Consider the following 13,592-nt stretch of genomic DNA (forward strand, 5'->3'; position numbering starts at 1 on the left):
GGCCATGCCCTCCGCGCGACGGTCCTGGGCACCGCTGCTCGCGGTGTGCGCCGGGTACTTCATGGTGATCCTCGACGTGACGGTCATCAACGTCGCGGTGCCGGTGATCGGGCGGGAGCTGTCGGCCTCGCTCACGGGCGTCCAGTGGATCACCGACGGGTACACCCTGGTCCTCGCCGGGTTCCTGCTGACCGGCGGTGCGCTCGGGGACCGGCTGGGCAACCGCCGGGTGTTCTGCTCGGGCGTGGCGGTGTTCACCGTGTCCTCCGCCGCGTGCGCGCTCGCCCCCACCGCGCCCTTCCTGGTGGCGGCCCGGCTGGTGGAGGGGCTCGGCGCGGCGCTGATCGTGCCCGGTTCCCTGGCCCTGCTCCAGCAGGCCTATCCGGAGCGGGCCGCACGCTCCCGGGCCTTCGGGCTGTGGGGTTCCATGGCGGGCATCGCGGCCTCCGCCGGGCCGCTGCTGGGCGGGCTGCTCGTCTCCACGGTCGGCTGGCGCTGGGTGTTCCTCATCAACCTGCCCGTCGGCGTGGCCTGCCTGGTGCTGACGCTGCGGCACGTGGCCCGCTCGCCCCGGCGCGCCGGCCGGGCCCTGGACTGGCCGGCGCAGTGCGCGGTCGTGGCGGCGGTGGCGCTGCTGACCGCGGCGCTCAACGAGGCCGGGCGGCGGGGCTGGACCGATCCGGCCGTGCTCGCCGGGGCCGGCCTGGCCGTACTGGCCGCCGTGGCGTTCGTGGTGCGTGAGAGGCTCGCCCGGTCCCCGGTCCTCCCGCTCGGCCTGCTGCGTTCCCCCGCCCTGAGCGGCGGAGCCGGCATCGGCCTGCTGTTCAACTTCGGCTTCTACGGCATGGTGTTCACCGCCAGCCTGGAGTTCCAGCACCAGCGCGGCTACAGCGCCCTCGGCACCGGTCTCGCGCTGTTCCCGGCGGTGGCGATGACCATGTTCGCCTCCGTCCTGTCCGGGCGGCTCACCCGCCGCACCGGCGACCGTCCCCTGGTGGTCTCCGGGATGCTGCTGGCCGCCCTGGGGCTGGCCGGCTGGGCCGCGGCCGGCGCCGACCCCGCCTACGCCCTGCTGGTGGTCCCGATGATGGCCGCGGGATTCGGTACGTCCTTCGCCCTCACCGGCACGACCGCCACCGTCATGGGCGCCGCCCCCGAGGCGTACTCGGGGGCGGCCTCCGCCCTGTTCAACACCACCCGCCAGCTCGGCAGCGCCACCGGCGTCGCCCTCGGCGGCAGCCTGCTCGTCTCCGCCGCCGACTTCGGCACCGGGATCCGCACCAGCATGCTCATCGGCGCGCTCGCGTACCTGGCCGCCGCGGGCCTGGCCTGGCGCCGCGTGCCCGCGAAGGCCCGGCGGTCCGACGAGGACACGTCCCAGGAGCCCCTCAGCCCTGACGGCCGGTGACAGCGACCCGCTGCAACAACCCCCAGGTGAACTCGGCGACGGCCTCCCATCGCGCCCCCTGCGCGTCCGGCGCGGTGAACGCCAGCCCCCAGCGGGTCGGGGCCGTGCCCTCCAGGGGACGGGCCGGGGCGAAGGCGCGGGCCGCCTCGTCGACCGTGCAGGACCAGGGGGTGAGATCGTCGAGCGTGCGCAGCCCGGGCCCCTCGGCGGCCGGGGCGCGGACCAGCCACTCGTTCCACACCGCCCCGTTCGGGGCGGTCAGCACCTCGAAGCGCAGGTCGGGCCAGAGGGGGAGGGGCCAGAGCCAGGCCTCGCAGTCCAGGTCGCCGATCCGGCGGGGCGTACGGGACTCGGGCTCGCCCAGCACCGAGCGGTAGCGGGAGAGGGACGAGCGGGAGCGCGGGGAGCGGACCATCGCCTGCCAGCGCTTGTTGGCCTCGCGCATGTCCGCGAGGGAGACCCCCAGCTCGTGACGGGCCTCCTCCACCAGATCCGGGTTGTGGTCGGCCATGCGGCGCAGCAGCACCAGCTGGAAGTCGAGCGGTGTGAAGGGGCTAGCGGGGCGCTTTCCGGAGGGCATGGGAACCATCGTCGCCCACCGGCGCGGTGCCCGGGCGGCGGCCGTCCGGCAGGAAGAGCACCGAGTTGACGTAGCGCGGTCCCCGCAGGGCGTCGTACGGCAGGACGCGGCGCAGCAGGCCGTGCGAGACGACGTAGGAGGCGTCCGCCTGGTGTTCCTCCAGGGGGAACTTCGCCAGCGGCACCCAGCTGTCGCCGGGCAGGACCCAGCCGTCGTAGCCGAGCAGGGACAGGTAGGTCACCACCGGGGCGATCGGCTGGATGCGGGACTCCAGCTCCACGAACAGGGCGGGCCGGTCGCGGGCCAGGAGGCCCGTCGCCCCGCGCAGGACCGCCGGCTCGTTGCCGTCCACGTCGATCTTGATGAAGGCGACGTTGCGCAGCCCCAGCTCGTCCAGCGTGACGCACGGGACGTCCAGCGCCCGGCCGTGGATGTCGCGCCGGACCAGCGACGACACGCCCCGGTCACCCGAGTCGTCCGACGGCAGCCACAGGCGGGCGATGCCCGGCCGGTCCGAGGCCGCCGCACGGATCACCCGCACGTTCGGCGGGGCGGCGGCGGTCAGCAGACGGGCCAGGTGGGGCACCGGTTCGATCGTCACCACGTGCTCGGCCAGGCCGGACAGCCGGTGCGTCCAGGGCCCGTACCAGCCGCCGACGTCCACCGCCGTGCCGCAGCCCGGCGGACACAGCTCGGCGAGCCGGGCCAGCTCCGGTTCGAACCGGGGGTAGAGCGCCCGGGCCGTCGCGGCCACCAGGCGGGCGGGCAGGAGGGGAGCGAGCCGGGCGGCCAGGCTGGTCATGGGGTCATCCTCTGGAGAAGTTCCTCGTGCTCGTCGTCCGGCACCTGCTCGCCCGAGGACGGCAGCAACTGCGGAATGCCGTCGACGATCGGATAGCGGCGGCGCAGACGCGGGTTGTACAGCGCCCCCTCCTGTCCGGCCTCCTCGGCCAGCAGATGCAGCGGGCCCTTGTCGAGCGGGCACGCCAGAATCTTCAGCAGCGGGTCGTCGGGCTTCATGGGGATGCCAACTCCTTGGCTGGTGCGGGGGGTTGGGGAGCGGGGTCGTGTTTCGGCATGGTCAGGAGCACGGCGACCGCCAGGGCCGTGCCCGCCACCCGCAGCGCGAGCCGCAGCGGCTCGTCCGGCAGGGCCTCGCCGAACGACAGCGTGCCGAGCACCGCCGTGAACAGGGACGTCACGGTCGTGCACACCGGCACGATCAGCGAGGCCCGGCAGCGCTGGAGCGCCGCCTGCGACATCACCAGGCCGAACACGCCGGTGAACAGCAGCAGATACGGATACGGGGAGCTCAGCAGGTCCAGCACCGCGCCGCCGATCCCGCTGGTCGTCAGATGGCTCGACACGCCCTTGATGGCCAGCGAGCTGACGCCGTACAGCAGCCCCACGGCCACCCCGTACTCGACGCCGGTCGTCGGCCGCCGGTGCCGGTTGCGGGCCCGCCGCTCGGCGGAGCCGTACAGCCACAGCCCGGCCGCCAGCGACGGCACGCACACCAGCAGGATCAACGGGTACGGCGCCTCCTGGCTGACGGTGTCCGAGCCCTCGCGCAGCGACAGCACCACCATCAGCAGCGCGAGCAGGATCGCGGCCAGCGCGTACCGCTCCCGGCCGCTCGTCTCCTCGCCGAGCAGCCGGGCCGACAGCAGCACGAGCAGCACCAGGCCGGAGACGAAGATGCCCTGCGCGGCGGCGATCGGGAGGGTGCGGTAGACGACGAGCTGGGCGCCGAAACCGGCCGCGAGGGCGAGGGAGCCGCCGATCCACAGGGGGCTGCCGACAACCAGGCGCAACAGCCGGGCCGGCTGCCGGATGCTCACCTCGGGGAGCGAGGTGAGCGCCCGTTTCTCCAGCACGAAGCCCAGGCTGTACAGGGTGTTCGCCAACAGGGCCGCGGCCACTCCCCACCACATGGGCTACGTCCTCCGGGCGTGCAGCAGCAGGATCGACGCGAGCTGCGGCCGGGCACAGGCCAGCCGGTCCAGCGGCCGCAGCGGGCGCGGTACGCCGTGGAAGGGAGCGCCTTCGAGCCTTACGACCGTGAACCCGGACGCGGCGACGAACTCCCGCAGCGCGCGGGCGGTGTAGAGGCGCAGATGTCCTACGACCTCCCGGCCCGGGCGACCGTGGATGGCGCGCAGACTGACCTCGGAGAAGACCGGCTGGACGCCGGCGAGCAGCAACGCGCGGTTGTACCAGGCGGCCAGGTTCGGCGTGGACAGCATCAGATGCCCGCCGGGCCGCAGGATCCGGCGGATCTCGTCGAGCGCCGCGTCCGGGTCGACGAGGTGCTCGATCACCTCGCTGAACAGCACGGCGTCGGCCGACTCCGGCGCGAACGGCAGCCCGCCGCCGGTGAGTTCGCCCCGGACCGCGTACGGGATGCGGGTGCGGGCGCGCCTCAGGGCGTCCTGGGACCAGTCGACGCCGATGACGCGGTGGCCGGGCAGGAGCGGGGCGGCGGTGGCGGCGGCGGTGCCGTCCCCGCAGCCGATGTCGAGGATCGTCCGCGGCTTGGGGTCCGCCGGGCCGAGCGCCCGGGCGAGCATGCGGGCCTGGCGGAGGCTGCGCGGGGTACCGGAGGCGACGGGGACGGCCGGGTTCTCGTAGAAGTCGCGCAACTGAGAGGGCCGGGCGGGGGCGCTCGTCACGGGGTCACCTCCGTGGTGTGCAGATAGTGCTCGAACAGATCGCGGAGGTGGGCGCCGTCGCCGTGACTGAGCAGGGCCCGGGACCAGCGCAGGGCCAGGTGGAGGCGGCCGGCGGTGGAGGCGGTGGTCACGGTGAGGCCGCGCGGCATCCGGGCCGGTGCGGAGAACCAGACGGCGTGCGCGCGGCCCGTCTCCTCCCCGAAGTCCAGGGGGTAGGGGATACGGCCGATGTTGCTGAGCAGGGTCGTCGACGTCCAGGGCGCGGCGGCGCGGCGCAGGGTGCGGGTGAGGGCGGCGCGGGCGGCGACCGGGGCCCAGGGGGCGGTGAGGAGGGCGGCGCCGTGGCCCAGTTGGGGGCGGGGCAGGGACTTCAGGGCGCGGGTCCGCTCCGCGGTGCGCCGGAGGAGGGCGGACATGTCCGGGTGGTCCAACTCGGCCGGAGCGAAGGGGACTTCCACCAGGCGGGTGCCGTTGCCGATGGGCATCGTGGTGTCGCGGGGGCGGTCGTCCACGGGCATGGTGATGCGCAGGGGGCGGGGCCGGGCGCCGTGCTCCCTGTTCCAGTGGGCGATGGTGAGGGCTGTGGTGACCATGAGCTGGTCGTTGACGGTGTAGGGGGAGCCTTTGGGGCGGTGGGGGAGGGGGAGTTCCGTCACCAGCATGCCGTTGCCGGGGGAGGGGTCGGGGGTGCCGGGCGCTACCCGCGCGGGGGGTGACCAGGTGGTTGGGGTGTCCGGGGGTTGTTGGAGGGGTTGGGGTGTACGGGTTGGGGGTGCTGCGGGGGAGTTGTCATTGCCTCCGTAGAGCTCTGCGGCTGTGGCGAGTATGCGGAGGCAGGCTGGGCCGTCGAGGGCGGTGTGGTTGATGGTGAGGAAGAGGACCGAGCCCACCACTTCGAGCCGTATCGGCGGCGACATCGACAGCGGCGGCGCCTCCGTCAGGGCCCGGTTCCTGGCGTCCTGCAGCGCCCGCGGCCCCGGCGGGGCGAACGTCACCACTTCTACATCCGGCTCCGGCGTCAGCTCCCACTCGTACCGCCGCCGGTACCACGGCCCCCGCGCCTCCCGCATCAGAATGCGCGGATGCCGGTGCAGGGCCTCCGTGAACGCCTTGCGCAGGCGGGTCTGGTCGACAGGGCCGGGGAGGTGGACCTCGATGTGGACCGTCTCCGGTTCCTCCTCCTGGAGGCAGTGCCGGGACACCTCGTCCACCACCGGGAACGGGATGCGTACCGGTGCCGTCATGCGGGCTCGCCCTTCCCCGTGTCCGTCGTCCTGGGCAACTGCTGGGTCGGTGCCTCCGAGGAGGGCGAGGGCCCTTCGCGCAGACTCACCAGGCCCGCGAACAGGCCGATCAACGCCAGCAGTTGGGCCGTACGGCCGAACGCTCCCTCGCCCATGCCCACCGGTGCCCCGGCCCCGAACGCGGCAGCGATGCCCGCCCCCGCCAGTGCCACGAACGCGATCGGCACCAGCAGTGCGTGCCGCCGGGCCGCGAGCAGGGCCAGCGCCGGTACCAGCAGTGCCAGCCAGCCCGCGATCACCGCCCCGACCAGCGTCAGCGCCACCGTGCCGAGCCACAGGCCGGGCAGCGGCGGGGCCGGTTGCGGTGCGTCGGGGTTGGGGGCGCGGCGGCGCCACAGCGCCAGGCCCAGCAGCACCGCGATGCCCGCGCCGCTGCCGATCAGCCCGGCGTCGTACGTGGTGGCCGGTTCGTAGGACAGCTTGACCGTGCCGCCCGCGCCGGCCGGGATCCGCCAGCCCTGCTGCCAGCCGTCCAGCCGCAGCGGGGTGAGCTCCTTGCCGTTCAGGGTGGCCTTCCAGCCGTCGTTGAAGTTCTCGTACGTCGTCAGGTACGAGGCCGCGCCGGAGCCGACCGACACCTCGCGCCGGTCGCCCAGCCAGTCCCTCACCCGCAGTTCACGCCCGGCCGCGGCGGCCTCCGGGACCGTCCCGCGGGTCAGCGTGACGTCCGTCAGCGCGAGCGGGCCGGCGTCGCCGCCCTCCAGCCGGTGGTCGCCCGAGGCCAGCTCAACCTCCGCGTCCTTCCTGTCCTGCTGACAGAGCGTCACCTCGACGGACCGCCGTTCCACCAGGTCACGCACGGTGCCCTTCGCGCCCGTCTGGTACAGCTCGCCGTCCAGTGCCACGTCGGGGCCCTTGCCGCACGGCAGCGAGAACTTGCGGGTGCCGTCCGGCTGCGGGGTGCGGTACTGGTCGAGGGAGGGGATGTACGCCTCCGTGAGGCCCACCGGGAGCCGCAGATCCTCGTCGGCGACCGGGTTGTGCAGGGTCAGCGGGGCCGTCTCCGTGATCGTGATGTCGAGCCGGTCCGTGGTGATCTGCGGGAAGCGGACCCAGCCGTTCTCGTCGACGCCGGCGATCGTCGCGCCGTCCGGGGAGCTGATGTGCACCTGGGAGGCGCGGGTGGACAGGCCGCCCGCCGGGGCCAGGACCAGTTCGCCGACCGGCTGCTTGCCGTCCCAGCGCAGGTGGATCGTCGGCCGGTCGCCCGCGATCCACGCCGTCGTCAGGTCGCCGTCGGTGAGGTTGCGGGCCGCGAGGCCCGCGCCGAGCCGCGCCGTGGAGTCGGCGGTGGCGACGATCCGGGACTGCTGCTCGGGCGCCACCTCGTACAGCAGTTCGTCGAGTTCCTCGCCCGGCACCGGCACCGCGCTCGCCGTCACCTCGTAGGTCCCGGCGGCCGGTGTCGTGAAGCGGCGGTGCAGACCGGCCTCGGTACCGGTCGCGGAGAGGCCGGTCGGGTCGGAGGTCCGGTGCAGGGAGACGACCGTGGCGTCCGCGGTCGCGTCGGCCGCGTCCACCGGGAGCCGCAGCAGCCGCGTCACCTGTACGTCCGGCAGGTCGATCTCGGAGAAGCCCGCGCCGGTGAGCCCGGCCCGGCGCTCCACCGAGTCCACGATCGTCAGCTTCATCCACCGCGTGCCGCCCTCGGGCGCCTTGACGCGCTGCGCCGTACCGTTCGGCCGCAGGAAGCTCGTCCGCTCGCCCTTCTCCGTCTCCACCCGCACCTTCGTCGCCGCCGCCCGCACGCTCTCCTGCGGCAGCGGCGTGACCTTGAAGGAGGACGGCATGTCGTAGGAGCCGGTGAAGCCGATGCGCAGCCACTGCCCGTCCGGCGTGTCCGGCGAGCCCTCCGTCCACGCGGTGTCCGGATTGCCGTCGAAGGCGTTCACCGGGTCGAACTGCGGCAGGTGGAACAGCCAGTTGCCGTACGAGGAGGCCGTCACCGAGCGGGCGCCGCGCAGTTCCGCCACCGTCTGGTGGTCGGTGCCCTCGGTCGGCAGGATCTGGCGGGGCTTCTCGCCCGGGTCCTGCTGGGCGTCGGGCGCGTTGCGCTCGTCGCGTGTGTACGTGTACGACGTACCGGCGTTGACCACGCCGAACCGGGTGTCGGCGCGTCGCATCCCGTCGCCCGTCACCTGCACCGCCGGGGTGCCGAGCCCCGGGTGGTTGTCGCCGGTCAGGACGGTCGCCCGGCCGCGCAGCCGCGACGCCAGCGGGAGCAGCGCCTCGGGGCCGCCGGACACGACGGCCGTGTCGGAGACCGGCATGAGTCCGGCCTGCCCGGGCCGGATCACGTCCTGCCCGGCCGGCCGGTAGATCTCCACCGCCCGCTGCCGCGGGTACAGCCCCTCGACCTGGAGCGGGGCGTCGTGCGCGAGCCGCCCGCCGGTCATCACCGGCCCCAGCCCGGTCACCCGCTCGTACCCCGACTGCTCAAGGGTGCGCTTGACGGTCGTGGTCGGCACATAGCCGATCTGGTCCGGGTCGAGATCATTGCGTACGACGACGTAGAACAGGCCCGCCCGGCTCAAGTAGTCGGCCAGCCCCGGAACTTCGGCACCGGACATCAGCGCCTGCTCGACGGCGTCCATCGCGCGCCGGTTGCCGGGCGTGCCGAACGGGACGTAGTCGCGCTGCGCCCACCGCGACTCGGCGAGCACGTCGAGCGGCTGGTCGATGGGCGAGCCCCAGGTGTAGACGCCGTGCGCGGTCGCCGGGACGACCAGGGCGCGCGAGTCGGGCGAGTACTTCTCCAGCCAGTCGGCCGTGGCCTGCCAGTAGGTCGGGAGCTTCTGGAAGGAACCCGGGTTGAGGATCGAGCCGTTGAGATACGGCCACAGCAGCCCCGGCAGGATCAGCACCGCCGCGACCAGCGGGGCGAAGCGCCGGCCGCGCACCGGGCGGGCCCCGCGCGGCTCGGCGGCCACCCCCACCAGATGGGCCAGACCCAGCACGAACGCCAGCGCCAGGCCCGTCTGGAACTTGTAGATGTTCCGGAACGGCGACAGCCAGCCGTCCAGCCAGCCCTGCACGACCCCGTGGAACGGCGCCCCGAACGCGCCGCCGTACCCGGCGAGCAGCACCAGCGCCGCGACCAGCACCGTCAGCACGAGCCACCGCCGCTCGGGCATGTCCCGCCGGGCGAGCCCGGCGAGACCGAGCCCGGCCGCGAGCGCCGAGCACACGATCACGACGACCGCCGAGGCCACGGCCCACCCCGCGGGCAGCCACGCCTCACCGAAGTGCAGATAGGCGACCCAGTTCCCGGCGCCGCGCAGCGCCTCGGTCGCCGACATGGTGTCCGTCGTCGTCTGCGCCGTCTCTATATAGGGGAGGAAGTTCTCGCCATAGACCCCGAGCAGCAGCAGCGGCACCCACCACCAGGCCGTCACGACGAGCACGGCCGGAGCCCACCAGGCGATCAGCTTGCGCTGCCTCGGCCCGGGCGGCCGGGACAGCAGATACAGCCCGACCGGCAGCAGGGACGCCAGCGTCGCCGAGGCGTTCACGCCACCCATGAACGGCACGAGCAGCGCCGACCGCAGGGCCGCGACGCGGGCGGCGTACCGCTCGTTCGTCAGCGGCAGCAGCACCCACGGCAGGAACGCGCCGGGCAGCGCGGCGGCCGACGTCGATCCGATGACGGTCGTGAACACCGGCCACAGCGCGTACGCCACGGCACCCAGCAGCCGGGACGCGCCACTGCCCACCCGCAGCCGCTCGGCCAGCCGCAGCGCACCCCAGAAGGCGACGGACACGATCAGCGACATCCACAGCCGCTCCGCCAGCCACACCGGCAGTTGTACGAGGTCGCACAGCCAGTAGAAGGGCAGCATCGGCCACAGATAGCCGACGTACTGGTCCTGGATCCCGCCGAACCCGGCCCGGTCGTGCCACAACTGCCCCAGGTCGGCGAGGAACTGACCCGGGTCGACGGTCACACCGAGCTTGGTGTCGAAGGTCTGCCGCCCCGGCCGCACGGCCAGGAACAGCACGAACGCCACGGCCCAGAAACCCAGCAGCCAGCGCCACGACCGCGGGCCCTCGGGCGGACCCGCCGCGGTCGCGGTGGTGGGGACGGCTGCCGGTGGAGGAGCCTGGACCGTGGTTGTCATGAAGGACACCGCCGCAGGATGAGGAGGAGGTTCCAGGTGGCGAACTCGCGGATGCCGGGCGCCTTGACGACGGCCTCCGCGAGGAACGGCCAGTAGCGGGAGCGCGCCGAGACGACCGTGACGTCGTCCCGGGCACGCACCTGCCGCAGGGTGGATCCGATGTGCACGGCGAAGAGGTTCTCGCCGAGCGTGTGCTTGGCGGGCCTGCCGGTCCGCCGCAGATAGCGGGCCCGGGCCCGCTCGGCACCGAAGTAGTGCCACGGGGCCCACTCGTGCCCGCCCCACGGCGACAGCCAGTTGGTGAACGACACGTAGATCAGCCCGCCGGGCCGCGTGACCCGGGCCAGCTCGCTCAGGAACGTCTCCGGGTCGGCGACGTGCTCCAGCACGTTGGAGGAGAACGTGACGTCCGCGACGCCGTCCCGGAGGGGCAGGAGGTACCCGTCGGCGACGACGGACGAGTCCGGTGGTTTCCCGCCGAGTTCGGCCATGTCCGGTTCGAAGAGGAACGCGTGCGCTCCACGTCGCCGGAACTCCTCGGTGAAGTAGCCGCTGCCGCCGCCGACGTCCAGGACCGTACGCCCGGCAACGGGCCCGTCGTACGCCTCGACCTGATCGACGGCGTCCCGGGCGAGCAGCGAGTAACAGCTCTCGGGATCGTCCTGCTCATGGAGGAAGGCACGGAACAGGGCAAGAGATCTTCGAAAGGAAGGGTCGTGTCTATAGGGGCGCGGGGAACTGCGCGACCAGCCACGACGGACCGCAGGCCGCATCACGGTGCCCAGCCCCTCACCGCCTCCGCGGCCACCGCCCGGAACTGCCGCACGGTCCGGTCCCAACGGAACTGCGCCGCCCGCTCCCGGGCCGCCTTGCCCATCAGCTCCCGCCGCGACCCGGACAGGCCGAGCGCACACCACGCCGCAGCGAACGAGGACTCACCGCGCGCGAGAACACCGGTCTCGCCATCCACCACGGAGTCCTTGAGCCCCGGCACATCGAAGGCGACAGCCGGTGTCTCCCGCGCCGCGGCCTCCGTCACGACCAGGCCCCACCCCTCCACAGCCGAGGGATGCAGCAACAGCCAGGCCGAACACAGCAGCCGATGCTTCTCCGCCTCCGACACGTACCCGGTGAACTCCACACGGGGCCCGGCGAGTTGCTCCAGTCTCCCGCGCTCGGGACCGTCCCCGACGATGACCAGCCGCCCGCCGGTGACGGGCCGTACCCGCTCCCACAACCGCAGCAGCAGATCGATCCGCTTGTACTCGACGAGGCGGCCGACGGCGACGAACAACGGCTCGGGGGAGCGCTCGGCCCGCGGCCCCGGCTCCTCGACGCCGTTGTGCACGACCCGGATCCGGTCCCGTTCCACGCCGATCGCGCGCAGCGCGTGCGCGGTGGAGGAGGAGACCGCGACCAGCAGACTTCGCTGCTGCGCCCCGGTCAGGGCCCAGTGCTCGAGTCTTCGGCCGATCCGGGCGGCCGGCGCCAGCGGCCCGCCGAAGCGCATTTTCCACAGGTCGGTGTGGACGTGGTTGACCAGGCACAGCGTGGGTCCGGAGTGCCACAGCGGCGCCAGGTACGGCATGCCGTTGCACACCTCGACCAGCAGGTCGCAGTCGCCGACCTGGCGGGCGAAGGCCGACCGGGCGCGCAGATAGTGCCCGTACGGGCCGCCCGCCGACACGACCCGGTAGTCCCGGAAGGCCGCAGGGCCCCCGCACAGCAGGGTCACCTGGTGGCCGAGCCGGGTCAGGCCGTCGGCGAGCTTGTCGACCAGCAGCTCGGAACCGCCGGCGGACGGGTTGTCCAGATCGCGATGGGCGAGGAAGACGATCCGGCGCGGATGTGGGGGGAGCGCCGGAAGGTGCTGCTCCGCGCTGGGGGACGCGGTGTGCAGCGAGGACGGTACGTGCTGGGGCATGGGTGCTCCAACTCGTCTCGGGGTGCGGAACTCAGCGTGGGGAAGGTGTGGCTCTGGAAGATGTGGCTCTGGGGGTCTGGCTGTGGGGGGCCTGAGCCCTTCCTGGGAGGGGAGTGTGGACGGGTTGTGCTCGGGTGGGGTTGGACAGTTTTCGCCCGGACGTTCTCCACGGCTACTCACCGGCGTGACAATTTCGGGCTTTGTTGGAGCTGACGCCACATCACATCGTGAGGGTGGGCTGGGGCGTACCGGACGTATCGGACGGAGTGGGCTGCTCCGGCTCCTTCCGCCCACGCGCCACCAGAACGCCACCCACCACCGCGAGCACCACACCCGCCACACCGGCCCCGATCGGCAACGTCGTGCCCACTAGGCGCAGTTGGCCACTGTCGCGCTTCGCCTGCCGCACGGCCTCCTTCTGCGTCGCGGTCGTGAACGAGACCTTCCGGGCGTCCAGCAGCACCGCCGCGTCCTTCTTCCCGCCCGGCGCACGCAGGGTCCGTTTGGGTCCGGTCTGCGCGTAGATCACGCGGCCGGTGGCCTGGTCGACGACCAGCTCGAAGCCGTGGTTGGAGTACCACTCCTCGGCCAGCACCTGCGGCCGCTCGGGCTGGTCGACGAGGCTGCCGGGGACCATCCGCGTGCCGGTCCTGGTCGGCGGCACGGAGCCGGTGAACTTGTAGCCCGTGTAGCCCTGGACCTTCTCGGTGCCCCGGTAGCGCAGTACGACCGTGTCGCCGAGGGTGTTGTCCCACCACTGGTACGAGCGTTTCTGCACGTCGAAGGGGAACTTCAGATAGGCCTCGCCCTCGATGTACGGCTTCTCGCCGCAGCAGTGCACGGGCCGGGTGGTCTTCCGGTCCATCACCCAGCGGTGCGGTGTGAAGTCCAGCGCGTCGTGCGGGTCGGCGGCCGGCAGCGACTTGTCGGTGTCGACCGTGGTCGTCACGTCCCAGACGGCGTTTCCGCTGCGTTCGCTGTCCTCGACGTTGCCGCGCACCCGCTGGGTCACCGTGATCTTCCGGTCGGGGAGCGTCTCGATCCGGTCAGTGTCGAAGACGCTGCCCCGGCCGGTGTAGACGGCGGTGGTGTCGATGTCGATCGGGTTCACCGCGGCACGCGGCTGGACGTACCAGGCGAGCAGGGGCGCCAGCACCAGCAGGAACGTGCCGAGACCCAGCAGGACCAGGGAAAAGGGGGAGGTTGTACGGCGCATCCGGGCACTCCAGTGGCTTGGGACGGCTCGACGTACGAGAGGGCCGGCACGGCGGAGACAGCAGCGCGTGCGGCTGGGCCGGGAACCGTAGGCCGCTCTTGACGGGGTGTCAATGCTTGTCGAGACTGGGGCCCGACAGGCAGGGACGGGGTGCCGGGGTGGGGCAACCTCCGGACGATCTCCGGACGAATCCGGACAGAGAGGCTGACCCTGCGATGTCGAGACTGCTCGCTGCCGCGCTGACCGTCGCGCTCGCCGCCGCCCTTGCCGTGGGCGCCGCGCTGGGCGTCGTCGCGCTGCTCGAAGCCACACCCGACCAGCCGAACACCCCCCTGATCACGTACGAGCAGACAGGGCAGGGGAGTTGACG

At 73.0% G+C, this 13,592-nt stretch carries 12 protein-coding genes; 2 read left to right on the forward strand and 10 right to left on the reverse strand.

Annotated elements, in window-relative coordinates; genetic code table 11:
• Positions 1-4 precede the first annotated feature (4 nt).
• Entirely contained in the window at positions 5-1,408 is a 1,404-nt protein-coding gene (locus ACZ3I3_RS11100) for an MFS transporter (protein ID WP_467364201.1), read from the forward strand.
• Here the strand turns inward: ACZ3I3_RS11100 and ACZ3I3_RS11105 are convergent.
• The 10 genes from ACZ3I3_RS11105 to pgfA form a co-directional block, all read right to left on the reverse strand.
• On the reverse strand, positions 1,389-1,997 hold the full coding sequence (locus ACZ3I3_RS11105) for a hypothetical protein (protein WP_467364202.1): 609 nt from the start codon (positions 1,995-1,997) through the stop codon (positions 1,389-1,391). The genes ACZ3I3_RS11100 and ACZ3I3_RS11105 overlap by 20 nt on opposite strands.
• A complete protein-coding gene (locus ACZ3I3_RS11110; RefSeq protein ID WP_467364203.1) occupies positions 1,963-2,790 on the reverse strand; it encodes an FkbM family methyltransferase in 828 nt (275 codons plus the stop codon). The genes ACZ3I3_RS11105 and ACZ3I3_RS11110 overlap by 35 nt, the downstream gene beginning before the upstream one ends.
• Positions 2,787-3,008, reverse strand: coding sequence for a Trm112 family protein (locus ACZ3I3_RS11115; RefSeq protein ID WP_467364204.1), 222 nt, complete (start codon positions 3,006-3,008; stop codon positions 2,787-2,789). Before ACZ3I3_RS11115 ends, ACZ3I3_RS11110 begins: the two co-directional genes overlap by 4 nt.
• The gene (locus tag ACZ3I3_RS11120; protein ID WP_467364286.1) at positions 3,005-3,910 is read right to left on the reverse strand and encodes a hypothetical protein; all 906 of its coding nucleotides are present in this window, start codon (positions 3,908-3,910) and stop codon (positions 3,005-3,007) included. Before ACZ3I3_RS11120 ends, ACZ3I3_RS11115 begins: the two co-directional genes overlap by 4 nt.
• A gap of 15 nt (positions 3,911-3,925) precedes the next feature.
• Complete coding sequence (locus ACZ3I3_RS11125) at positions 3,926-4,660, reverse strand: class I SAM-dependent methyltransferase (protein ID WP_467364205.1); 735 nt, start codon at positions 4,658-4,660, stop codon at positions 3,926-3,928.
• On the reverse strand, positions 4,657-5,904 hold the full coding sequence (locus tag ACZ3I3_RS11130) for a condensation protein (RefSeq protein ID WP_467364206.1): 1,248 nt from the start codon (positions 5,902-5,904) through the stop codon (positions 4,657-4,659). Before ACZ3I3_RS11130 ends, ACZ3I3_RS11125 begins: the two co-directional genes overlap by 4 nt.
• The gene (locus ACZ3I3_RS11135; protein WP_467364207.1) at positions 5,901-10,082 is read right to left on the reverse strand and encodes an alpha-(1->3)-arabinofuranosyltransferase; all 4,182 of its coding nucleotides are present in this window, start codon (positions 10,080-10,082) and stop codon (positions 5,901-5,903) included. The genes ACZ3I3_RS11130 and ACZ3I3_RS11135 overlap by 4 nt, the downstream gene beginning before the upstream one ends.
• Positions 10,079-10,855: a class I SAM-dependent methyltransferase gene (locus ACZ3I3_RS11140; RefSeq protein WP_467364287.1), complete on the reverse strand. Its 777-nt coding sequence runs from the start codon at positions 10,853-10,855 to the stop codon at positions 10,079-10,081. Before ACZ3I3_RS11140 ends, ACZ3I3_RS11135 begins: the two co-directional genes overlap by 4 nt.
• Positions 10,855-12,006: a glycosyltransferase family 4 protein gene (locus ACZ3I3_RS11145; RefSeq protein WP_467364208.1), complete on the reverse strand. Its 1,152-nt coding sequence runs from the start codon at positions 12,004-12,006 to the stop codon at positions 10,855-10,857. Before ACZ3I3_RS11145 ends, ACZ3I3_RS11140 begins: the two co-directional genes overlap by 1 nt.
• A gap of 220 nt (positions 12,007-12,226) precedes the next feature.
• On the reverse strand, positions 12,227-13,222 hold the full coding sequence (pgfA, locus tag ACZ3I3_RS11150; RefSeq protein WP_467364209.1) for a cell envelope lipid trafficking protein PgfA: 996 nt from the start codon (positions 13,220-13,222) through the stop codon (positions 12,227-12,229).
• 215 nt (positions 13,223-13,437) lie between these two features.
• On the opposite strand from pgfA, the gene ACZ3I3_RS11155 reads away from it, so the two are divergent.
• Positions 13,438-13,590 (forward strand): hypothetical protein, encoded by a 153-nt coding sequence (locus tag ACZ3I3_RS11155; protein WP_167533774.1) that lies wholly within the window; start codon positions 13,438-13,440, stop codon positions 13,588-13,590.
• Positions 13,591-13,592 lie beyond the last annotated feature (2 nt).

Source organism: Streptomyces sp. NPDC016851 (assembly GCF_055562795.1).